This window comes from Pseudomonas agarici, from assembly GCF_001543125.1.
Taxonomy (GTDB): domain Bacteria; phylum Pseudomonadota; class Gammaproteobacteria; order Pseudomonadales; family Pseudomonadaceae; genus Aquipseudomonas; species Aquipseudomonas agarici.
Genome location: NZ_CP014135.1, coordinates 2,284,738 through 2,307,389 on the forward strand (window position 1 = coordinate 2,284,738; position 22,652 = coordinate 2,307,389).

At 57.5% G+C, this 22,652-nt stretch carries 22 protein-coding genes; 7 read left to right on the plus strand and 15 right to left on the minus strand.

From position 1 onward, the window contains the following. Nucleotides 1-31 precede the first annotated feature (31 nt). The 11 genes from AWM79_RS10090 to AWM79_RS10140 all read right to left on the minus strand — a co-directional run bounded on the left by AWM79_RS10090 (nucleotide 32) and on the right by AWM79_RS10140 (nucleotide 12,599). Complete coding sequence (locus tag AWM79_RS10090) at nucleotides 32-370, minus strand: GlpM family protein (protein WP_060782752.1); 339 nt, start codon at nucleotides 368-370, stop codon at nucleotides 32-34. 1 nt (nucleotide 371) lies between these two features. Continuing rightward, nucleotides 372-1,649, minus strand: coding sequence for a two-component response regulator AauR (gene aauR / locus AWM79_RS10095; protein ID WP_244159651.1), 1,278 nt, complete (start codon nucleotides 1,647-1,649; stop codon nucleotides 372-374). Between the two features lie 44 nt (nucleotides 1,650-1,693). After that, nucleotides 1,694-3,595 carry a two-component sensor histidine kinase AauS gene (aauS, locus tag AWM79_RS10100; protein WP_017131286.1) on the minus strand — a complete coding sequence of 634 codons (1,902 nt, stop codon included), beginning with the start codon at nucleotides 3,593-3,595 and terminating at the stop codon, nucleotides 1,694-1,696. A gap of 170 nt (nucleotides 3,596-3,765) precedes the next feature. Next, the gene (locus AWM79_RS10105; RefSeq protein ID WP_017131287.1) at nucleotides 3,766-4,500 is read right to left on the minus strand and encodes an amino acid ABC transporter ATP-binding protein; all 735 of its coding nucleotides are present in this window, start codon (nucleotides 4,498-4,500) and stop codon (nucleotides 3,766-3,768) included. Further along, nucleotides 4,497-5,168 (minus strand): amino acid ABC transporter permease, encoded by a 672-nt coding sequence (locus AWM79_RS10110; RefSeq protein WP_017131288.1) that lies wholly within the window; start codon nucleotides 5,166-5,168, stop codon nucleotides 4,497-4,499. Before AWM79_RS10110 ends, AWM79_RS10105 begins: the two co-directional genes overlap by 4 nt. After that, complete coding sequence (locus tag AWM79_RS10115; protein WP_017131289.1) at nucleotides 5,168-5,914, minus strand: amino acid ABC transporter permease; 747 nt, start codon at nucleotides 5,912-5,914, stop codon at nucleotides 5,168-5,170. The genes AWM79_RS10110 and AWM79_RS10115 overlap by 1 nt, the downstream gene beginning before the upstream one ends. A 201-nt stretch (nucleotides 5,915-6,115) precedes the next feature. Continuing rightward, on the minus strand, nucleotides 6,116-7,048 hold the full coding sequence (locus tag AWM79_RS10120; protein WP_017131290.1) for a glutamate/aspartate ABC transporter substrate-binding protein: 933 nt from the start codon (nucleotides 7,046-7,048) through the stop codon (nucleotides 6,116-6,118). 316 nt (nucleotides 7,049-7,364) lie between these two features. Next, nucleotides 7,365-8,909, minus strand: a complete 1,545-nt coding sequence (gene glpD, locus AWM79_RS10125; RefSeq protein WP_060782753.1) for a glycerol-3-phosphate dehydrogenase — start codon at nucleotides 8,907-8,909, stop codon at nucleotides 7,365-7,367. A gap of 317 nt (nucleotides 8,910-9,226) precedes the next feature. After that, entirely contained in the window at nucleotides 9,227-9,982 is a 756-nt protein-coding gene (locus tag AWM79_RS10130; protein WP_060782754.1) for a DeoR/GlpR family transcriptional regulator, read from the minus strand. A gap of 184 nt (nucleotides 9,983-10,166) precedes the next feature. After that, the gene (gene glpK, locus AWM79_RS10135; RefSeq protein WP_060782755.1) at nucleotides 10,167-11,672 is read right to left on the minus strand and encodes a glycerol kinase GlpK; all 1,506 of its coding nucleotides are present in this window, start codon (nucleotides 11,670-11,672) and stop codon (nucleotides 10,167-10,169) included. Nucleotides 11,673-11,750: 78 nt separating this feature from the next. Continuing rightward, complete coding sequence (locus AWM79_RS10140; RefSeq protein ID WP_060782756.1) at nucleotides 11,751-12,599, minus strand: MIP/aquaporin family protein; 849 nt, start codon at nucleotides 12,597-12,599, stop codon at nucleotides 11,751-11,753. Nucleotides 12,600-12,958: 359 nt separating this feature from the next. Here AWM79_RS10140 and ybaK point away from each other — a divergent pair, with 359 nt between their 5' ends. The 4 genes from ybaK to AWM79_RS25565 all read left to right on the plus strand — a co-directional run bounded on the left by ybaK (nucleotide 12,959) and on the right by AWM79_RS25565 (nucleotide 17,542). Further along, the gene (gene ybaK / locus AWM79_RS10145) at nucleotides 12,959-13,429 is read left to right on the plus strand and encodes a Cys-tRNA(Pro) deacylase (RefSeq protein ID WP_060782757.1); all 471 of its coding nucleotides are present in this window, start codon (nucleotides 12,959-12,961) and stop codon (nucleotides 13,427-13,429) included. A gap of 63 nt (nucleotides 13,430-13,492) precedes the next feature. Then, a complete protein-coding gene (locus AWM79_RS10150) occupies nucleotides 13,493-14,275 on the plus strand; it encodes a PhzF family phenazine biosynthesis protein (RefSeq protein WP_060782758.1) in 783 nt (260 codons plus the stop codon). 262 nt (nucleotides 14,276-14,537) lie between these two features. Next, entirely contained in the window at nucleotides 14,538-17,339 is a 2,802-nt protein-coding gene (locus AWM79_RS10155) for a non-ribosomal peptide synthetase (RefSeq protein ID WP_244159630.1), read from the plus strand. 17 nt (nucleotides 17,340-17,356) lie between these two features. Further along, nucleotides 17,357-17,542, plus strand: a complete 186-nt coding sequence (locus AWM79_RS25565) for a hypothetical protein (protein WP_244159631.1) — start codon at nucleotides 17,357-17,359, stop codon at nucleotides 17,540-17,542. Here the strand turns inward: AWM79_RS25565 and AWM79_RS10160 are convergent. Both AWM79_RS10160 and argF read right to left on the minus strand, forming a co-directional pair. Then, nucleotides 17,527-18,576: an ABC transporter ATP-binding protein gene (locus AWM79_RS10160; protein ID WP_060782759.1), complete on the minus strand. Its 1,050-nt coding sequence runs from the start codon at nucleotides 18,574-18,576 to the stop codon at nucleotides 17,527-17,529. The genes AWM79_RS25565 and AWM79_RS10160 overlap by 16 nt on opposite strands. Continuing rightward, on the minus strand, nucleotides 18,573-19,493 hold the full coding sequence (argF, locus tag AWM79_RS10165) for an ornithine carbamoyltransferase (RefSeq protein ID WP_026013099.1): 921 nt from the start codon (nucleotides 19,491-19,493) through the stop codon (nucleotides 18,573-18,575). Before argF ends, AWM79_RS10160 begins: the two co-directional genes overlap by 4 nt. Before the next feature lie 424 nt (nucleotides 19,494-19,917). Between argF and AWM79_RS10170 the strand changes: the two genes are divergently transcribed. Further along, on the plus strand, nucleotides 19,918-20,208 hold the full coding sequence (locus AWM79_RS10170; protein ID WP_017131298.1) for a hypothetical protein: 291 nt from the start codon (nucleotides 19,918-19,920) through the stop codon (nucleotides 20,206-20,208). A 162-nt stretch (nucleotides 20,209-20,370) separates the two neighbouring features. Then, on the plus strand, nucleotides 20,371-20,709 hold the full coding sequence (gene grxD / locus AWM79_RS10175; RefSeq protein WP_017131299.1) for a Grx4 family monothiol glutaredoxin: 339 nt from the start codon (nucleotides 20,371-20,373) through the stop codon (nucleotides 20,707-20,709). Nucleotides 20,710-20,801: 92 nt separating this feature from the next. Here the strand turns inward: grxD and bfr are convergent, their stop codons facing one another. Together bfr and AWM79_RS10185 are read right to left on the minus strand one after the other, a co-directional pair. Continuing rightward, entirely contained in the window at nucleotides 20,802-21,275 is a 474-nt protein-coding gene (bfr, locus tag AWM79_RS10180; protein WP_017131300.1) for a bacterioferritin, read from the minus strand. A gap of 201 nt (nucleotides 21,276-21,476) precedes the next feature. Further along, nucleotides 21,477-21,695: a bacterioferritin-associated ferredoxin gene (locus AWM79_RS10185; protein WP_017131301.1), complete on the minus strand. Its 219-nt coding sequence runs from the start codon at nucleotides 21,693-21,695 to the stop codon at nucleotides 21,477-21,479. A 298-nt stretch (nucleotides 21,696-21,993) separates the two neighbouring features. On the opposite strand from AWM79_RS10185, the gene AWM79_RS10190 reads away from it, so the two are divergent. Then, nucleotides 21,994-22,596, plus strand: coding sequence for a peroxiredoxin (locus tag AWM79_RS10190; RefSeq protein WP_060782760.1), 603 nt, complete (start codon nucleotides 21,994-21,996; stop codon nucleotides 22,594-22,596). The last annotated feature ends 56 nt before the right edge of the window (nucleotides 22,597-22,652 follow it).

Below are 22,652 nucleotides of genomic sequence, written 5' to 3' on the forward strand. Positions count from 1 at the left end.
TCCGTGTGGCGCCTCGGCACGCGTGGTCGAATCAGCCGTGCAAGCGCAACCAGAGGCTCACCAACAGCGTCGCGGTAATCAGCCACGCCAGCAGGGCCACTGCCAGGGACAGTTCCAGGCGCAGTCGGTCGAGGGCCACGTAGAGTGTCGCGAGGTAGATGAAGTACGGAATGATCGACCACATGCCAAACACGATGGTGGTCTTCAGGTCCTCCATCGGGCGATTCTTGCCGACGATATAGTGAGCGATCAGGGCAAAGGTGGGAAACAACGGAACCAGGCCCGCGATGTAGTAGTTGCGGGTCTTCGCCAGGGTGGCCAGCAACAGCACGACCAGCGCGCCGAGCACGGCCTTGAAGAACAGATCCATATCAGTGGCTCAGGCCGTATTTCTTGACCTTGTCGAATAGGGTGGTCTTGGCCATGCCCAGTTCCTGGCTGGCCTGGGTCAGATTGCCGCCGCTGCGCAGCAAGGCATCGTTGAGCAGGTTGCGTTCGAAGGCTTCGACCGCTTCGGCGAAGCCCAGGCCGCCGCTGCTTTGTGCGCCGGGTTTCTTGAAGGCCGGCAGGCCGAGGGCGAAACGTTCGGCGACATTGCGCAGTTCGCGCACGTTCCCCGGCCAGTCATGGCTCATCAGACTCGAGAGGGTCTGGTTGTCCAGCTCCGGCGCAGTGCGGTCAAAGCGCAACGAGGACTGTTGCAGGAAGTACTCGAACAGTTGCAGGATATCCTCGCGCCGCTCGCGCAGCGGCGGTAGCTCCAGAGTGACCACGTTCAGGCGGTAATAGAGGTCGCTGCGAAATTCGCCGGCCCTGCCTCGTTCATCCAGGTCAAACTTGGTAGCGGCGATCACCCGGCAGTCCACTGCCACGCTCTGGTTCGACCCCAGGCGCTCCAGGGTACGTTCCTGCAGGACCCGCAGCAGCTTGATCTGTAACGGAATCGGCATGCTTTCCACTTCATCGAGAAACAGCGTGCCGCCGTGGGCGTGTTCGATCTTGCCAATCCGGCGTTTGCCGGCACCGGTGAAGGCATTGGCTTCGTGGCCGAAAATTTCGCTTTCGAAGAGGTTTTCCGGCAAGCCGCCGCAGTTGAGAGCGACGAACTGTTGCGACTGGCGGCGGCTGAAGTCGTGCAGGCAGCGGGCGACCAGTTCCTTGCCAGTTCCGGTTTCACCTTCGATCAGCACATTAGCCGACGTGTCGGCGACGTTGGCAATCAACTCCCGCAGGTTCTGCATGGCCGGCGAGCGGCCGATGATCCGCCCCTCAAGGGAGTCGCGTTCGGCCAGTTGTCGCCGCAACGACCAGACTTCCCGCGCTAAGCCGCGTTGTTCCAGGGCCCGGCGGGCGACATCGACCAGGCGCTCGGGAGAAAAAGGTTTCTCCATAAAGTCGTAGGCCCCACTGCGCATCGCACCGACGGCCATAGAAATATCGCCATGGCCGGTGATCAGCACCACCGGCAGGCTATGGTCGCGGGCCTTGAGGCGGGTCAGCAGCTCCAGGCCATCGATACCCGGCAGACGGATATCGCTGATGACGATGCCGGGAAAATTGTCGCCGATCCGTGCCAAGGCCTCTTCGGCACTGCCGACACCTTCGCTGGGAATATCCTCCAGAGACAGCGCCTGCTGGCAGCCGAGCAGTACGTGGGGATCGTCTTCGACGATCAGGACGGTCAGATCGTTGTTCATATCGGCTCGGCCTTGGTAGGGTTGACCTGCGGTAAATGGAGGACGAAAGCGGTACCGCCGGTGGCCGGGTGTTCCACTCCCAGTTGGCCGCCAGCGGCTGCGGCGAGGCTCGCGGAAAGGGTCAGCCCCAGCCCTAGGCCCTGTTCCCCGGGCTTGGTGGTGAAGAAGGGTTCGAACAGGTGCTTGCGTGCCTTAAGCTCAATGCCATGCCCGTTGTCGCGCACTAGCAGGCGATACTTGTCTTCGACGAAGTCACCCTCCAGCCACAGCTTCGGCAGCGGCTGGGCCTGCATGGCATCCAGGGCATTGCCAATCAGGTTGACCAGGATCTGTTCCAGGCGCGTCTGGTCGATCGCCAACTGAACATCGTCATAGTTGCGATGGCTTTCCAGGTGCAAAGCTTCGATACGACTATTGAGGACCTGCAGCGCCGCCTCGATGGCCTTGCCCAGGCTCGCTTCGCCCTTGTCATCGCCACGCCGGGCGAAGGAGCGCAGGCTGGCGGTAATACGACCCATGCGATCGATCAGCTCGTTGATGGTTCGCAGGTTGGTACTGGCTGTCTCCAATTCACCGCGTTCGAGGAAGCGCACGGTATTGCCAGACAGGGTGCGCAATGCCGCCAACGGCTGGTTCAGTTCATGAGCGATGCTGGTGGACATTTGGCCGATGGCGGCCAGTTTGCCGGCCTGAACCAGTTCGTCCTGGGCTCGGCGCAGGGTTTCCTCGGCCTGGCGCCGTTCGCGGATCTGATCCTTGAGGCGCTCGTTGCTGGCTCGTAGGTCGACGGTACGCTCGGTGATTCTGCGTTCCAGTTGGTTGTTGGCTTCCTGTAAGGCTTCGCGAGCGGCCCACCGGGTCGCGATCACTTTGCGTCGCTCATTCCAGGCGATCAGTAGGAACGCTACCAGGGCGAACGCCACGGCCACCAGGCTGCCTTGGTTGGCTGCCTCCCGGCGCAGATCCTGCAACGGTGTCAGCAGGGTGAAATGCCAGGGGGTATCGGCGAGGCCACGGGTCTGGGCCAGGTAGCTGACATTGTCGCCTTCCTTGGCCACCTCGCTGTTGGCGGGGAAGGTCAGAGTCTCTACCCCTTCGGCCAGGCGCTCGCGGGCCAGTGGCTGCAGTTCGTTTAGCGGCCACCAGTAGTATTGCAGGCTGCGGGCCAGGCGTTCTTTGATCTCTGGGGTCAGCGGTCGCACCGATTTGAGGCGCCGGGTCGGGTCGCTGGAGAGAATGATGATGCCGTTCTCGTCGCTGACGAAGGCTTCCAGTCGCGCCCGCTTCCAACGTTCTTCCAGGGCTTCGAGGCGGACCTTGATCACCGCCACACCGATGATCTTGCCTTGATCCTCAAGCCCGTGGGCCAGGTAGTAGCCCGGTTCGCCGAGGGTACTGCCGATGCCGTAGAAGCGTCCAGGTTGGCCACGCACGGCGTCCTGAAAGTAGGCGCGGAACGACAGGTCTTCGCCCAGGTAGCTGTCGGCCTCGCGCCAGTTACTGGTGGCGAGGACCCGGCCCGTAGTGTCCAGAACATAGATAGCGCGGCTGCGGCTGCGGCGATTCAGGCCTTCGAGGTATTCGTTGACGGTCTGGCGGTGCTCGGCGTCGGGGTCCTTGAGCAGGGCCGAGACGCTGGATTCGAGCTCCAGCAGGCTGGGCAAATAGGTGTACTTGCTGATCTCGCTCTCGACGGTACGCGCATGCAGTTCCAAGGCCCGTTCACCGCTCTCGCTGAGGGTGCGAATGCCGTAGTGTTCGCTGATGCGATAGCCGGCATAACCCAGGCCGATCATCAGCAGGATGACCAGGGGCGGCAGGAATAGGTGGCGAATCAGGCGAGGTTTCACGGCGAGTGATGGCGGCGTCGAGCGATAGGAATTAGGGTCGCATTTCATCACAGGTGCCTTGGGTCAACCAGATCGTCTTTCTTGTGGAAACAATGATCGGGATGTACGCATAACCTGTAGCCGCGCCGATTACGTGGAGGTCAGGCCTCCACGTAATCGGCGCTGCCACAATGTCCGCTCTCATACAGCTATGGCGTTGTGGTGGGAGCGGTGTCGTTTCAGTGCTGCAGGATTTTTTCGAGGAAGTGCTGCGCACGGTCGGAGCGGGCGCTGATATCGCCGAAGAACTCGTCCTTGTTGCAGTCTTCGATGATCTTGCCCTGGTCCATGAAGATCACGCGGCTGGCGACCTTGCGGGCAAAACCCATTTCATGGGTCACGCACATCATGGTCATGCCTTCTTGGGCTAGTTGGACCATCACGTCGAGCACTTCGTTGACCATTTCTGGGTCAAGCGCCGAAGTCGGTTCGTCGAATAACATGACGATCGGGTCCATCGCCAGTGCACGGGCAATTGCCACGCGCTGCTGCTGGCCACCGGAGAGTTGGCCGGGGTGCTTGTGAGCATGAGCCGACAGGCCGACGCGCTCGAGCAGTTGCAGGCCCTTCTGGGTCGCTTCTGCCTTGCTGCGGCCCAGGACCTTGATCTGTGCGATGGTCAGGTTCTCGGTGATGGTCAGGTGCGGGAACAGCTCGAAGTGCTGGAACACCATGCCGACCCGCGAACGCAACTGTGGCAAGTTGGTCTTAGGGTCGGCGATGGAGATGCCGTCGACCACGATGTCACCTTTCTGAAAGGGTTCCAAGGCATTCACGCACTTGATCAGGGTCGACTTGCCGGAGCCCGAGGGGCCGCAAACCACCACCACTTCACCTTTTTTGACTTGGGTGCTGCAGTCGGTCAGCACTTGGAAGTCGCCATACCACTTGTTGATGTTCTTGATAGAGATCATACGGCAAACCTTTTTTGCAGACGCTTGACCAGCAGCGAGGCGGCAAAGCTGATTGTGAAGTAGACCAGACCGGCGAAGATCAGGAACTCATTGGAACGACCGACAATATCGCCGCTCGAGCGCGAGGCGTTGAGGAAATCCACCAGGCCCACGGTATAGACCAGCGAGGTGTCCTGGAACAGGATAATGCTCTGCTGCAGCAGCAATGGGGTCATCTTGCGGAACGCCTGGGGCAGGATGATCAGGCGCATGGTCTGGCCATAGCCCATGCCCAGCGCCTGGGCGGCACCCATCTGGCCCTTGGGGATCGACTGCACGCCGGCCCGGACGATTTCGCAGAAGTACGCCGCTTCAAACATCATGAAGGCCACGATACAGGAGGTGAACGCACCGATCGGCGTGTCTTCGCCCGTGATCCAGCGCAACACGAAGGGGACCGCCAGGTAAAACCAGGTGATCACCAGCAGCAGCGGGATTGAACGGAAATAGTTGACATAGGCCCCGGCGATCCGCGACAGCAGCTTGCTGTGGGACAGACGCATCAATGCCAGGATGGTGCCGATGATGATCCCGCCGACGACGCCGAGGATCATCAGTTGCAAGGTCATCAGCATGCCGTTCCACAGGCCGGGAACGGCCGGAACGATGTCACTGAAGTCGAATTCCATTATTTACCCCCCACGGAGATCAGGCCGGGCACCGAGACTTTCTTCTCTACGAGGCGCATGAGCAACATCAGGCTCATGTTCAGGGTGAAGTAGATCAGCGTCGCCAGGGTGAAGGCTTCGAACAGGTTGGCGGAGAATTCGGCGGTCTGCTTGGTTTGTGCGAGCAGCTCCATCAGGCCGATCAGCGAGGCAACCGAGGAGTTCTTGAAAACGTTGAGGAATTCTGAGGTGAGCGGTGGAATGATGATGCGATAGGCTTGAGGCAGTAGCACGTTCCAGTAGATCGGCAGCAGCTTGAAGCCCATGGCGCGGGCAGCCGCCTCCTGGCCGCGTGGCAATGCCTGGATCCCGGTACGCACTTGTTCGCAAACCCGCGCGGCGGTGAACAGGCCGAGGCAGACGACGACGCTGAGGTAGGCCGAGGTAGTCGGGTCCAGGTCCTGCTTGTACCAATCCTGCAAGTTTTGCGGCAGCAGGTCGGGTACCAGGAAGTACCAGATGAACAGCTGGACCAGCAATGGCACGTTGCGAAACAATTCCACATAGCAGGTCGCGATGCCAGCTATCAGGCGATTGGGTACGGTCCGCATCACGCCGAGTAGCGAACCCAGGATCAATGCAATGATCCAGGCCACGACGGCGATCGCGATGGTCCAGCCTAGTCCGGAGATGAACCAGTCGAGATAAGTCTCGCTGCCCACGCCGGTGGACTTGAAGAACACGCCCCAGTCCCAGTTGTAATTCATTCGGGTCTCCCCTCGGATTCGATCGGTGTACGAGCACGTGCTTCCCGGGACTCCGCCCCGCCTAACGACGTTGGTTAGGCACACGCGCACCGCTCGCGGTCCGAGTGTTGTTCCATGTAATCAATAAGAAGCCAGTACAGCAAGTGGTCAACAGACCTTCAGGGCTGCCGAGACAGCCCTGAAGGTAAGGTTAGTCGCGACTTAGATTTTTACTTCAGGTGCCGGCTTATCGGTCGGATTGGCGATCAATTCCTTGACCTTGTCGCTCATCGGGAAGTTCAGGTTCAGACCTTTCGGTGGGATCGGGCTTTCGAACCATTTGCTGTAGATCTTGTTGATTTCGCCGGATTTGTAGGTGGCGATGATGGCGTCATCGACCGCTTTCTTGAAGGCAGGGTCGTCCTTGCGAACCATGCAACCGTAGACTTCATAAGACTGTGGGGTGCCGGTGATCACCCAATCATCCGGTTTCTTGGCCTTGGCTTCTTCGCCCGCCAGCAACGCATCGTCCATCATGAAGGCTACGGCGCGGCCGCTTTCCAGCATCTGGAAGGATTCGCCGTGGTCTTTTGCGGAGATGATGTTCATGCCCATCTGCTTGTCGGCGTTCATCGCTTTAATGATGCGCTCGGAGGTGGTGCCAGCAGTGGTTACCACGTTCTTGCCTTTCAGGTCGGCGAAGTCGTTATAGGACGGCTTGCCATCTTTGTCTTTCTTGACCAGCAGACGGGTGCCGATTTCGAAGATGTTAGTCGAGAAGGCGACTTGTAGGGCGCGTTCGGCGTTGTTGGTGGTGGAGCCGCACTCAACATCAACGGTGCCGTTCTGTACCAGCGGAATACGGGTTTGGGAGGTGATCAGGTTGTACTTGATCTTAAGTTCGCCCTCCTTCATGCCCAGGTCCTTTTCAACGCCCTTGACGATGGCCAGTTGAATGTCATGGGAGTAGCCCACGGGTTTGCCGGAAGCATCGGCGAAGTAGGAGAACGGAATGGAGCTGTCACGATGACCGAGGGTGATGGTGCCGGACTCTTTGATCTTCTTCAGAGTGCCGGTCAGTTCGGCGGCGAAAACTGGAGTGCTGATCAGAGCAGCAGCGATTGCTGCGCCCAGGATATGGGGAACGATGCGCATCAGATAATGTCCTCGGAATTGTTTTTTTATGGAGCCGTTCAACCGACTCTTGGAAACCTCGAACGGTTCGGTCGGCTCAAGGCAGACAGAACATTCGCTCAGAAGTGTAGAGCATGAGTCGTGCCAGGCCAGGATAAATGACTTTAGATATTGATTTTAAAGGAATTTAATTTAAAGCCTGGGCCGGGAGCCGAGAATGCTTGTCCGGTAAGCCGAATACTGGCCAATGATGGCATTCGGAAAACCGAACGTCGATGCCATCAACCGCTTGCCCGGTGACGGGAGGAAAGCCCCTCGGGGGAGGGGCTTGAGAGGTTCACGCGGCTTCGATCTTGCTGCGATCGTGTCCAATCTTGTCGAGGTAGTCCTGCAGCTGCTGTTGTTCCGCCGGACTGGTGAGCAGGCCTAGCTTGCTGCGGCGCCAGAGAATGTCCTGGGCGGTGGTTGCCCATTCGTCACTGCACAGATAATCCACCTCACGGGTGTACAGGCCGCCACCGAGGTGTTCGCCCAGCTCGCTCAGGTTTTGCACGCCTTCCAGCAGGCGCCAGGCCCGGTTGCCGTAGCTGGTGGCCCAGCGGCGGGCGATGTCGCTGGGCAGCCAATCGAAACGGCGGCGTATCTCTTGCGCCAGCGCCAGCGGGGTGCTCATCTGTTCACCGCCGGGCAGCGTCGAAGTGGCGGTCCAGCTCGGGCGCATCTGTGTGAAGAATGGCGATAGTTGCGCCATCACCGACTCGGCCAGCTTACGGTAGGTGGTCAGCTTGCCGCCAAATACCGACAGCAGCGGTGCTTCGTCGTCATTGCCGGACAGGGCCAGGGTGTAGTCGCGAGTCACCGCCGAAGGGTTGTCGGATTCGTCATTGCACAGTGGCCGGACACCGGAGTAGCTGTGCAGAATATCGTCGCGGACCAGTTGTTTCTTGAAGTGCGCGTTGACCACCTTGAGCAGGTAATCGGTTTCCGCCTCGGTGATCGTGACCTTGGCCGGATCGCCCTGGTATTCACGGTCGGTGGTGCCGATCAGGGTAAAACGGTCCAAGTATGGAATGGTGAACACGATGCGCTGGTCTTCGTTCTGTAGGATGTGCGCATGTTCGCCTTCGTATAACCGTGGCACGATCAAGTGGCTGCCCTGGATCAGGCGGATACCGTAGGGCGAGTCCAGCTTCAGGTCATCCTTGATGAATTTGGCGACCCACGGGCCGGCCGCATTCACCAGGGCCTTGGCCTGGATCGAGAAGCGGGTGTCATCGGCGCGTTCCATCTCCAGATGCCACTGGCCCTTGCTGCGGCGGGCGCTGACGCAACGGGTGCGGGTATGGATATGGGCTCCTTGCTCCCGCGCAGCCATGGCGTTGAGCACAACCAGGCGGGCGTCATCGACCCAACAGTCGGAATATTCGAAACCCTTGCTGATTTCGGCCTTGAGCGGGCTGTCGGCGCCGAATCTCAAACTACGGGAACCGGCGAGTTTTTCGCGCTTGCCCAGGTGATCATAAAGAAACAGGCCGGCACGAATCATCCAGGCCGGACGCAGGTGCGGGCGGTGCGGCAGGATAAACCGCATCGGTTTGACGATATGCGGCGCTTTGGCGAGCAACACTTCGCGTTCGGCCAGTGCTTCGCGCACCAGGCGGAACTCATAGTGCTCCAGATAGCGCAGGCCACCGTGGATCAGCTTGCTGCTGGCTGACGACGTGTGGCTGGCGAGGTCGTCCTTCTCGCAAAGGAACACCGAAAGACCGCGACCGGCTGCGTCCGCGGCAATCCCCACGCCGTTGATGCCACCGCCAATGACGGCGATGTCATAGCGCTCGGCAAGAGGGGGGGAGGTGGCAGGCAAGGTGCTGGGGGTCATCGGTAAGCCTCGCGGTGTTGATCTCATATTTGAATCTGAACATGAATGTTCATTTTCGAAAATAATAGCGGATAAAATCCCATGAGACCACTCAAGTCCGATTGAAAAAATTGATCAGGATAGGACGAAAGGAAAATTATCGAACATTGTGGAGCGATTGGCAGTGAGAGCAGAGACGGTGATGAAGCAGCTTGCTCCCGCCGGAGCCCTATGCGGTCCCACAACCCTGTGATCAGTGAAACCCGTTGGCTGATTTTATGGCTGCTGTGCAGGCAAGCAGGCAAGCTCCTTCGCCACGGAGGAGAACCCGCTAAAGCTCAGACCACTTCCAGGCGGATTTTGTGTTGGCTGAGCAGTTGCGCCAGCGCCGGGGCTGGAGACTGGTCGGTCACCAGGCAGTCGATCAGGGTGATCGGCCCCAGGCGGACCATGGCGTTGCGGCCAAACTTGCTGGAGTCGGCGGCCAATATGACCTGGCGGGCATTGGCGATGATCGCCTGGGAAACCCGCACTTCCTGATAGTCGAAATCCAGCAGGCTACCGTCCTCATCAATGCCGCTGATGCCGACGAGGGCGAAGTCGACCTTGAATTGGTTGATGAAGTCGACGGCAGCGTGGCCCACCACACCGCCGTCGCGACGGACGTTGCCGCCGGCCAATTGCACTTCGAAATCGTCCTTGGCGCTGAGGATCGAGGCCACATGCAGGTTGTTGGTGATGATCTTCAACTGATTGTGGTTGAGCAGGGCACGGGCGATGGATTCGGTGGTGGTGCCGATATTGATGAACAGCGAGGCGTGATCGGGGATCTGCGCGGCGATGGACTCGGCGATACGCTGTTTTTCATCGCGCATCTGGTCGGCGCGCATGGCGTAGGCGGTGTTCTCCACGCTCGAATCGTAGGCGGCGCCACCGTGGTAGCGGCGCAACAGATTGGCGTCCGCCAACTGGTTGATATCGCGACGGATGGTTTGTGGGGTCACGACAAATAACTGAGCCAGTTCCTCGATGCTGACATAGCCGCGTTCGCGGACCAGTTCGAGGATTTGCTGCTGGCGGGGAGGCAGATTCATGGGGCGTCCTTTTGGGCGGCCGTATAAATTCTTCCATCATGCCGCAGGAAGAACCTGTCTGCTACTTGCGCGGCCAATGAATCGTGCAGGTGCGCTGGTGGTGTCGTCAAGCGGGCGAGTGCCTGAGGGTCGGGCAGCGAATTGGTGGGAGCCGGGTAGTCGGCTCCGCCCGTGGAGGTTTGGCTTAATGGCTGCCTTCGTGCGGCTCCCAGTCGCGGGTACGGCTCACGGCTTTTTTCCAGCCGTCGTAGAGTTTTTCCTTCTCGATGTCGGCCAGTTGCGGCTCGAATTCCCGCTCGATCACCGCCTTATCGCGCAATTCCTCCAGGCTACCCCAGAAGCCGCACGCCAGGCCTGCCAGGTAGGCGGCGCCGAGCGCGGTGGTTTCGCGCATTTGCGGGCGCTCGACGTGGGTGCCGAGGATATCGGCCTGGAATTGCATCAGGAAGTTGTTCGCCACCGCGCCTCCGTCCACGCGCAACGCCTTTAGGCGTTCGCCCGAATCCTGTTGCATGGCATCCAGCACGTCGCGGGTCTGATAGGCAATCGATTCCAGTGCGGCGCGGATGATGTGGTCGACACGCACGCCACGGGTCAGGCCGAACAAAGCGCCACGGGCATAGGGGTCCCAGTAGGGCGCGCCCAGACCGGTAAAAGCCGGGACCAGGTACACGCCGTTGCTGTCCTTGACCTTATTGGCGAAGTACTCGGTGTCATGGGCATCGTTGATGATCTTCAACTCGTCACGCAGCCATTGCACCGTGGAGCCACCGTTGAACACCGCGCCTTCCAAGGCATACGCCACTTCGCCACGCGGGCCGCAGGCGATGGTGGTGAGCATGCCATGGTTGGATTTCACCGCCTTGGTGCCGGTGTTCATCAACAGGAAGCAGCCGGTGCCATAAGTGTTCTTGGCCTGGCCGGGCTCTACGCACATCTGGCCGAACAGGGCGGCCTGCTGGTCGCCGGCGATCCCGCCGATAGCGATGCCACTCTTGGTATGGCCGTAGATTTGCGAGGACGATTTCACTTGCGGGAGCATTTCTCGGGGAATGTCCAGCAGCTCCAGCATCTTCGTATCCCATTCCAGCGAATGGATGTTGAAGAGTAGGGTGCGCGAGGCGTTGGTGTAGTCGGTGACATGGGTCTTGCCGCCGGTGAATTTCCAGATCAGCCAGCTGTCGACGGTGCCGAACAGCAGCTCGCCATTGCGCGCGCGTTCGCGGCTGCCTTCGACGTGGTCGAGGATCCATTTCAGCTTGGTCCCGGAAAAGTACGGGTCGGTGACCAAGCCTGTGGTTTCGCGGATGTAGCCTTCATGGCCGTCGCGCTTGAGCTGTTGACAGATCTCGGTGCTGCGCCGGCATTGCCAGACGATTGCGTTGTAGATCGGACGGCCGCTGGTCTTATCCCAGACCACGGTGGTTTCACGCTGGTTGGTGATGCCAATGGCGGCGACCTGATCATGGTGCAGGCCGGCTTGTGCCAGGGCTTCGACCAGCACCGCGCTCTGGGTGGCGAAAATTTCCATCGGATCGTGCTCGACCCAACCTGCCTGCGGGTAATGCTGCTGGAATTCACGTTGGGCGGTGCAGACCACGTTGGCATCGCGGTCGAAGATGATTGCCCGGGAGCTGGTCGTACCCTGGTCGAGGGCGACGATGTAGTTCTTATTCTGAAGGTCGGTCATTTTCGATTGCCTTGGACTGAAATAGGGGAAATCGGCTCGCTGGTGCGGCGCCTGTAGGCGCTGGCGTATCAGGGGGTTTCAGGAAGCCTGGACTTTGTTGGCGGTGGTGGTCGGTGCATCCTCTACGGCAGCGGCACGGGGCAGATGGCGGGCGATCATCCCGCGATACAGCGCAGCGCCAAGGCAGGCACCGACAATGGGTGCGAAAATCGGAACCAGGAAATAGGGGATATCGCGTCCGCCAGTTAACGCTATTTCACCCCAGCCGGCGAAGAAGGTCATCAGCTTTGGCGCGAAATCCCGTGCCGGGTTCATTGCGAAGCCGGTCAGCGGGCCCATCGCACTGCCGATCACGGCGATCAGCAGGCCGATCAGCAACGGCGCGAGAGGGCCATTGGGCAAGCCGTTGTCGTCGTCGGTCAGGGACATGATCACCCCCATCAGGATGGCGGTGATGATCACTTCGACCAAGAAGGCCTGGGCGGTGGTCAGCGCCGGATGCGGATAGGTGGTGAACACCGACGCCAGTTCCAGGCTGGCTTGCGAACCACGGATCATATGGTGAGTCTGTTCGAAATCGAAGAAAAGATTGCTGTAAAGTGTATAAACCAACGCGGCGGCACAGAAGGCGCCGCCCATCTGGGCAAGGATATAGAACCCTAGTTTGCGTTTTTCAAAGTCGGCGAACAGGCACAGTGCAATGCTGACGGCTGGATTGAGGTGGGCGCCGGAAACGCCGGCGGTCAGGTAGATCGCCATGCTTACGCCGATCCCCCAAATGATGCTGATTTCCCACAGGCCAAAGCTGGCACCCGCGACTTTGAGCGCGGCAACACAACCTGTACCAAAAAAAATCAATAACGCGGTACCGAGGAATTCGGCGATGCATTGTCCCGACAGCGACGGTTGTTTCAAAGCGGTGGTCATTGGATACCTCGGTTTTTGTTGTTGTCCGGCGCCAATCCCGATGATCGGTGTGATCGTTCACCGACTTGCGGGAGGGCCTATCCGTGAAAGCTGTTTGCTACTGAGCACTGTGGGTGCCGGGTTGTTATTTTCACATTCGAAAAAATATAGACAAGGAACGCTTATGTCAAAGGTCGAAAATGAACTGTCGTCCATATTCTGACCCTTGATTGGATGAATGAGGGATTGTGTCTGTCGGGCAGGCACTGTTTCGGGTATGCCCAGCGGCTTGAAATAGAGGCTTGAGAGTTTGTCATAGGAACTTTTTTTCTCAGGATGGCCTAAAATCCGGGTTCGCCTTCCTATCGTCAGGAACGACCATGACGCCAGCACTGGATTTGCTGAAAAAAGTGCGTGCCGAACATCTCGTGCATAGTTACAAACATGATCCGAAAACTGCGTCCTATGGCTTGGAGGCGGTGGAAAAGCTTGGGCTCGCGCCGGCCCGGGTGTTCAAGACATTGCTGGTCTGCAGCGAAAAGGCCGAATTGCTGGTCGCGGTGGTGCCGGTTGTCACAAGTCTGGATTTGAAGGCGCTGGCTCAAGCGGCGGGGGTCAAGAAAGTCGAAATGGCGGACCCCGCCGCAGCCCAGCGGACCACCGGCTATCTGCTGGGTGGTATCAGCCCGTTGGGGCAGAAGAAGCGCCTGCGGACCTTTATCGACCAGAGTGCACGGTCTTTCGCGAGCATTTTTGTCAGCGCCGGACGTCGCGGCCTTGAGGTGGAGTTGGCGCCGTCGATACTGGCCGAACATACCCAGGCGAAGTTCGCGGATATCGGTCGGGTCTGATCGGTGGGCATTGTTCTAGTGACATCGCCCTTATGGTGTTGGCAAAGACAAGGAAAAGACGTCATGCAGCTTGAATTTCACCAGGTCGACGCTTTCAGCGAGCGCCCCTTCGGTGGTAACCCGGCGATGGTCTATCGGCTCGACGCCTGGCTGGCGGACGAACTGATGCAGAGGATTGCCGCCGAACACAATCTGGCGGAAACCGCGTTTGTGGTTCGGGAAGGGGCGCAATGGCACATTCGCTGGTTTACTCCCACAACCGAAGTTCCGCTCTGCGGTCACGCGACACTGGCCAGTGCCTTGGTGCTGTTCGAGGTCTACGGCGAAACGCTGGAAACCATCGATTTTGTCTGCCAGTCCGGCCCTCTGAGTGTCAGTCGCGGGCGGGACCTGTTATGGCTGGATTTTCCGGTAATCATGCCTGCTGAGATTGAGAGACCCCTGGAGATCGAACGGGCGCTTGGTACGACTGTGGTCGATGTGCTCGGGGCTCATGAGTTGTTTGTGGTGTTGGCCTCGGAGCAGGCGGTGCGTAGATGCACGCCAGATTGGGCGATGGTGGCGAAGCTGCCTTGGCCAGGGATGATTGTCACCGCGCCGGGCCAGCGGCACGATTTTGTCTCGCGTTATTTTGCCCCTGCCATTGGCATCAACGAGGACCCAGTCACCGGGTCGACCCATTGCGCGCTGATTCCCTACTGGGCACAACGCCTGGGCAAGACCGGCTTGACGGCTTACCAATGCTCGCCGCGGGGCGGTGAGTTGTTCTGCCGCCTTGAAGGCGATCGGGTGAAGATCGGCGGTCGTGCGGCTCTGGTGGCAAAAGGGCAATTGCTGCTGGGGTAAACGTAATATTGTCTTGCACCGTGCTGCCAGGTGGCAGCACCGGCGAGCCAGGGAAATGTTTCTCCTCTCGTTGGAATAGTCGTTGAGCAGCTTTGGAAGGTTATTCTGCTTTGAAATAAAAGAGCAGGTTTAAGTTTCAATAATGTTTTGGCCGCTTTGCCGTTTTTTCACTATAGTCCGCGTGCCCCACGATTCTTTGACCATTCAGCGCAAGATAAAGTTGAAAGGGGAATCGGGAGGGGATTTGACAAAGGGAGTCGTCATGCGTACTGAAACAGTTCTTGACCTATTTTATCGTAGTGTTGAACAGTGGCCAAACCACATCGCCATACAGGGTGATAACCGCGCAATTACTTATTTTGAACTCGATAGAAAAAGCGATGCGATAGCCGCGTATCTTCGTCGACGAAAAGTTGGTAAGGGCGATTTCATACCCATATTCGGACATCGCTCGATCGATTTGATCATTGCTGAGTTGGGCGTAATGAAGACGTCGGCAAGCTATGTTCCAGTAGATAACAAATACCCGAAAGCCCGGAAATTGAATATTGCCAGCCAGTGTCTCGCTCCTGTTATTCTTGCGACGGAGGCGGTTGATACAGATTGCCTCGTGGAAAAAGATGTTATCGCTGTTTTTGATATTCTGAACGAAGAAAAACACGATTTGACGGATGATGTTTCTGTCTTTCCCAATGATATTATTTATACCATATTCACCTCCGGCACCACGGGACAGCCGAAAGGTGTCTTGATCGAGCATCATTCCCTGGTTAACTTGATAAAATGGCACAATGATCGTTTCATGATGACACCGCAATCGCGTACAACGCTGATGGCGGGTGTCGGATTTGACGTCTCGCAGTGGGAGATATGGTCTACCCTCAGTGCTGGTGCAACGATCTATCTGTTGGATGAAGCTGTACGTATTTCTACCGAGGCCCTGCTAGGGTTTTATAATCGGCATGGTATAACCCATGCTTATATTCCGGCAGTCATGGTCGGAGAGTTCGTTCGCCAGCCACAGCCAGATAAGCAGGCGCTCCAGTTTTTGTTCTCCGCCGGGGAAAAACTACACCCGGTCGATACTGAGCGCCTGGCTTTCACGCTGGTTGATTACTATGGACCGACGGAGACGACTATTTATGCGACCTGTCGCATCGTTCGCAATACTGCAGATCCGCAGCTTGCCTCCTCAATAGGATTTCCTGTCGCGGATATGGAAGTGTTTGTGCTGGATGATAATCTCGACCCCGTGGCGGATGGCGACACGGGGGAGCTTTTCATAGCCGGAAATGGCTTGGCGCGGGGTTATCTGGGACGTCCGGATTTGACGGCAGAGCGTTTCATTACGGTGCCGTCAATGAATCTTCGGGCGTATCGCAGCGGGGACCTGGCCCGTCGGCTTCCAGATGGCAGCATACAGTTTCTCGGGCGTGCAGACGATCAAGTGAAAATCCGCGGCAATCGTGTCGAGTTGGGCGAAATAGAAGTAGCTTTGCTGCGTAGTCCTTGGCTGGTTGCTGCTGTCGTTATGCTTGATGCATTCAGTGAGCTTCAGGGTAAGCGGCTTGTTGCGTTTGTCGTTCCTCGCGATAAAGAAGAGGTCTCTGGCGACTTTACAAGAAAGTTGACAGCACAGCTGAGAAATGAAGTTCCTGATTATATGATTCCCGCACGATATGTTTTGCTCGATTCAATACCTTATAACGCCAATGGAAAGACAGACAGGAAAGCACTTTATGAGCTGGCATCGGTTCAGCGCGATGACGAGGTTAAAAAGTTTCAGGCCGGTAGCCAGGAAGAATTGCTGATCGCCGAGGTTTGGAGTCGATTCCTGGGGCACTCTGACTTTGGCCTGGATGATAATTTTTTTGAGGTTGGAGGGCACTCGCTGCTGGCGATCTCATTACTCACGGAGATTACCGCACAGCTTGGCGTCAAAACCTACATCAGAGACCTCTATGAGCATGGAACCATTCACGGGCTCGCGGCTGTGCTTGAGGCGCGAAAAGGCAGTCGTTCCGCGCCTCTGGATGGAGAGCCTGTCCATGAGTTGCAGTACGATGTAAGACTGCCACTCAAGTTTGATATTCCTGAAGGCTTCAGTCATGAGCAAATGGAGTGTCCGAGACATATCCTGTTGACTGGCGTAACAGGTTTTGTCGGTATTCATCTTCTCGATGAACTGTTGTCCAGCAGCGAGGCTGAAGTTCATTGTCTCGTCAGAGCGAGTAATCCTGTGCTGGCGCGCAAGCGGATCGAGATGACGGCGGAGCGATATGAAATACATCTGGGTAAAAATATCGAGCGTGTCCGAGTCTATACCGGAGAGTTATCCCATGAGCTGATGGGGCTTGCTGATAGCACTTATAAAATGCTGTCGGAGAAGGTTGACATGATTTATCACTCTGCCAGTTCGGTTAATTTTATCCAGCCTTACTCGTATATGAAGAAGGATAATGTGGAGGGTTTGAAGCAAATTATAGAGTTTGCCGCAAACATGCGCAGCAAGGCACTGATATTGCTATCGACCATATCGGTCTATAGTTGGGGGCATTTGCATACGGGAAAAACGGTGATGTATGAGGCCGATGATATCGACCAGAACCTGCCGGCCGTGGCTACGGATCTTGGTTATGTGCGCAGCAAGTGGGTGATGGAGAAAATTGCCGACCTTGCGGCATCGAAAGGCCTGCCATTGATGACTTTCCGCCTGGGTTACGCAACCTGCCATAGCCGGACGGGGGCCTTCGCGGGTTATCAGTGGTGGGGACGTTTGATCCAGACGTGCATGAACCTCAAGATGGTCCCCGATCTGAAGGATTTGCGCGAAGGTTTGACCACGGTTGACTATATGGTGAGAGCCATTGGCTGTATTTCTCGAAAACCACAGGCCCTGGGGAAGAAATTCAACCTTATTCCCTCACCTGAGAAAACCTCACCTTCAAGGATTTTTTCTCAAGGTTGCAAGAGAGTAGCGATCTGGTTTTCGACACCATACCGTTCAAGGACTGGCTCGCTCTTTGGGAGTGGGATCAGAAGGCCCCCCTTTATCCTTTGCTGAGTCTGTTCAAGGATAATATGTTCGATGGCAAGTCCACCGTTGAACTCTACCAGGACACTTACCTGTGGGATTGCTCGAATGTAAGGCAGTTCCTTGAAGGGACTGGCATCGTTGAGCCTGAGTTCGATGCCGCGCTGCTCCAGGTGTATCTAGGGGTGCTAAAAGAATATTCACGTATGGAGCAGCATCAGCCAGGGGCTTGAAACAGCACCAGGTGTTCGGCGGCAACGCGAATCCCGACATCGTCTCCAGGCAAGTGGTCGGCATGGCTGGGAAAGATCGACTCCAACTGGCTGCCGGTCGCTAACTGTAGGCGATAGAGGGTCGCCGCGCCGAGGAACGTTTTGCCGATGACCCGCGCTTTCAGCGGGCTGTGGGGCGCGTGGACGATGTCGTCCGGTCGTAGCAGTACGTCCACCGCGCCGCCCAGCGGCAAGGCGTAGGCCCGGTTCCCACGCAGCACGCCCAGTTCGGTTTGCACCGACTCCGGGCTGATCAGTTGCCCGCGAATAAAGTAGCCCTGCCCGATAAAGCTGGCCACAAACGGTGTCGCTGGTTCGTGATAGAGATTGTATGGGGTGTCCCACTGCTCCAATCGACCTTCCCTGAACACGCCAACATGGTCGCTGACCGCAAAGGCTTCCTCCTGGTCATGGGTGACCAGGATCGCGCTGGTGCCGCGCAGCTTGAGAATTTCGCGGACTTCTTGGCTGAGCTTGCGCCGCAGTTCGCCATCGAGATTGGAGAAGGGTTCGTCGAGCAGCAGCAGTTGTGGTTCCGGAGCCAGTGCGCGGGCCAGAGCCACGCGTTGCTGCTGGCCGCCGGAGAGTTCATGGGGATAACGCTTTCCCAGGCCCTTGAGATTGACCAGCTCCAGCAGTTCTTCGGTGACACGAGCCCGTTGCGGGTGCTTGCGAATGCCGAAGGCAATGTTTTGCGCGACGCTCAGGTGTGGGAACAGCGCATAGTCCTGAAACACCATGCCGATGCGGCGTTTCTCTGGAGCCAGGGTAAACCCTGCGCTGGAGATGACTTCGCCCGCCAACTGAATCTCGCCTTGGTGGACCGGTTCGAAACCGGCGATGGCGCGCAGCGTAGTCGTCTTGCCACAACCGGAAGCGCCCAGTAGGCAGCCGATATCGCCAGCGTTCAGGTGCAGATTGAGGTTCTGCACCACCCGCTGGTCCTGGTAACCGCAGGCGAGGTTGTGCAGATTCAACAGCAGCGGATGACTCATGCCGGGCGGTACGCCGGCTGGACCAGAAACTCCAACAGGGCCTTTTGCGCATGCAGGCGGTTCTCGGCCTGGTCCCAGGCGACCGAACGCGGGTCGTCGAGCAGGTCGAGGCTGATTTCCTCACCACGGTGAGCCGGCAGGCAATGCAGGAACAGTACCTCGGGAGCGGCCAGGTCGAGCAGTTCACGGGTAACTTGCAGTGGCGCGAACAGGGCCAGGCGCTTGGCGGTTTCCTCCTCCTGGCCCATGGAGGTCCAGACGTCGGTGCTGACCAGGTGCGAACCACGTACCGCCTCGCGCGGATCGCGAACTAGCCGCACCCGCTCGCCGGCCAGGACCAGCAGTGCCGGGCTGGGCTCATAACCCTCGGGGCAACTGATGCGCAGTTGGAAGTCGAACTGGATCGCTGCTTCGATATAGCTGTTGCACATGTTGTTGCCGTCGCCGATCCAGGTCACGGTCTTGCCCTGGATCGAGCCGCGATGTTCGAAGAAGGTCTGCATGTCTGCCAGCAACTGGCAGGGGTGCAGGTCGTCGGACAGGCCATTGATCACCGGTACGCGAGAGTTGGCGGCGAATTCGGTCAGGGTGCTGTGCTTGAAGGTGCGTAGCATGACGACGTCGAGCATGCTCGACAGGACGATGGCGCTGTCGCCGATAGGCTCGCCACGGCCCAGTTGGGTGTCGCGTGGCGAGAGGAAGATCGCCTGGCCGCCGAGCTGGATCATGCCGGATTCGAACGATACACGGGTACGGGTCGAGGACTTCTCGAAAATCATGCCGAGAATCCGCCCCTTGAGTGGCTCGAACAATACGCCGCGATCACGCAGGTCCTTCAGCTCGACGCCTCGACGAATCACGCTGACCAGCTCTTTGGGCGTGCAATCCATCAGGGAGAGAAAGTGCCTTGCGCTCATCATTAAGTACCTTTTGCAACAGACCGCAGATGCTCAAAGCCGGGTTTTTCGGAAAAACGGGCGAGACCTGCGGCGTAAGCCGCACGGGGCGACGAAATAGGGGAAGACGCGATCGTATAAGAAAATGTCGCGTGTTACCAATAGGAGACTTTGTTTTGGCACGCCAAAGCGAGGGAATTAAGTTGTTCCCGTCGGTTTTCACGTCTGTCCAAGCTCGTTTCCATCCTCACAATCGATGCACTTTTACACTGGCGCGACGGCGCTTGGCAATTGAAGACGGCGGCTACAAGCGGCTTGCGGTGGTTTTCTGCGTCTGGCTCGGGCGGTTGTCTGCGGCATCATGCTTCAGCTAAAAGCAGAAACATTTCCTAAACTATGCGCCTAGGTTATAAAGGTATCATTGCAGACACGCAGAGGCTTTGGAATGGAATCGAAAGAACAGCAACTCATGGAGTTGCTAAGATTGACCGCCCAGGCGCTGACGCATATGACCGCTTCGGTGACCTCGATGTCTTTCGAATTGTTACGTAGCGAAGATGAAGCCACCCGTGCAGCCGGGCGGCGGATGATCCACCGCATGGGCACCATCAGTTCTGGCCTCGACGAGCATTGGCGCCTGATCGGTGAGCTGACCGGCGTACATGTCGGCCAGGAGCGGAGCGAAACCGTCCAGGAAATCCAACTACAACCTGCCCCCAGGCTCCCTCTGGCCTGAAGCCCATCGACTCACCAGACAGTGCGGCCGTGTCGCGGAGCACGGCACTCTGAGTCCGCCGCGACAGGCCGTCTGCGGGGAGACCGAGCACCACGCTCGGCTTTCCGATACAATGCGTGACCGTGCCGACAACTGAGTCGGAAAGTTTAGCCGAGGTGTTCCATGGATATCATCGAAACGATTAAAGAGCAGATTGCCAACAACACCATTCTGCTTTACATGAAAGGCTCGCCGAATGCCCCACAATGTGGCTTCTCCTCGAAAGCCGCTCAAGCTGTCATGGGCTGTGGCGAGAAGTTCGCCTACGTAGACATTCTGCAGAACCCGGAAATTCGCGCCAACCTGCCCAAGTACGCCAACTGGCCCACCTTTCCACAGCTGTGGGTCGGCGGTGAGCTGGTCGGTGGTAGCGACATCATGACTGAGATGTACGCCAACGGTGAGCTGCAGACGCTGATCAAGAATGCTGCCGAAAAAGCCGCTGCCAAGACCGAAGCCTGATTTCGGATGACCCTGGACGGCGTTCAACGTTGCCCAGGGATAAAAAAGCCTCGCCTCTTCATCGAAGGGCGGGGCTTTTTATTTTGGACGAGTTATTCGTCGCCCATCTGCGATTGCAAATAGTTTTCAATACCGACTTTATCGATCAGGCCCAGTTGGGTTTCCAGCCAGTCGATATGTTCCTCTTCGGATTCGAGAATATCTTCCAGCAGTTCGCGGCTGCCGAAGTCTCCGCTCTTTTCGCAATGGGCAATCGCTTCTTTCAGATCCTTGTGGCCTGTTCTTTCAATTTTCAGGTCGCACTCGAGCATTTCCTTGGTGTTCTCGCCGATATGCAGCTTGCCCAGGTCCTGCACGTTCGGCAGGCCTTCGAGGAACAGGATGCGCTTGATCAGCTTGTCCGCGTGTTTCATCTCGTCGATGGACTCGTGGTACTCGTGCTTGCCCAGCTTGTTCAGACCCCAATCCTCGTACATACGGGCATGCAAGAAGTATTGGTTGATCGCGACCAGCTCATTGGCGAGGATCTTGTTGAGATGCTGGATGACTGATTTGTCGCCTTTCATGATGGGGTCCTGCCCTGTAATAGCTGTGTATAAGGCAGAGTTTGATCCCGACAACTGCGAGAGTCAAACCTAAGTTATTGAATAATATATGAAAATTAATCGGAATAAGAATGTTTGTGTTCCGCGTCTTGGTGCTAAGCGATTGAATTACAGGCATAAAAAAACCGGACACTGAGTCCGGTTACTTACAATCGTCGTATTTTACCCTGCTGAAAATTCTACCGCGTAGGGCAGTGCAGCCTGGCTGCTTTGCAGCTCGGTCAGGGTTTCGCGTACCACTTGCTTGGCCAGGCACGCACATTTGCCACATTGACCGGCAACACCGGTCGCCTGGCGCACTTCGCGGTAGCTGCAGCAACCCTCGAAGATCGCCTCGCGGATTTGTCCGTCGGTGACGCCGGCGCAAAGGCAGACATACATAAGATGAGAACTGTCGCTGGTTAGGGTTCAATTGCCATGGATCTTAATGTTAACGAGAATGATTGTCAAAGCTGTCTGTGTAAAATCTTTGTCCGTTGCATGGTTGGCTGACGAACGGGAAGTAGCGCCCGGCAATGGGTAGCGGGGGCGAGTTTGTAAAAACCGTTTAGGAGCGTCAAAAAACGCGGTGTATGATGGTCGATTCCAAGGAAACGAGATCGCGTCACAGGCTTGTCGCTTAAGGCTGGCAGGCTAGGCGCGATCTTGTTCTGAACGTTACTACACCAGGAGATATCCAATGAGCGTACTCGTAGGCAAACAAGCCCCGGACTTCACCGTCCCGGCTGTATTGGGCAATGGCGAAATCGTCGACAGCTTCACCCTGTCCTCGGCCATCAAAGGCAAATACGGCCTGGTGTTCTTCTATCCGCTGGACTTCACCTTCGTCTGCCCGTCCGAGCTGATTGCCCTGGACCATCGCATGGAGGATTTCAAAGCGCGTAACGTTGAAGTGGTTGCCGTTTCCATCGACTCGCACTTCACCCACAACGCCTGGCGCAACACTGCCATCAATGATGGCGGCATCGGCAAGGTCAAATACACCATGGCTGCCGACATGAAGCACGAAATCGCCAAGGCCTACGACGTTGAGTCCGAGGGCGGCGTGGCTTTCCGTGGCGCGTTCCTGATCGACGACAAGGGCGTGGTCCGTTCGCAGATCATCAACGACCTGCCGCTGGGCCGTAACATGGAAGAGCTGATTCGTCTGGTTGATGCGCTGCAATTCCACGAAGAGCACGGTGAAGTCTGCCCGGCCAACTGGAAAAAAGGCGACAAGGGCATGAACGCTTCGCCAGCAGGCGTGGCTGCTTACCTGACCGAGAACGCCAGCAAGTTGTAAGTTGTTGTTCTACGAACAAAAAACCGGCCTTGAGCAGACTGTGTGAAAACACACTA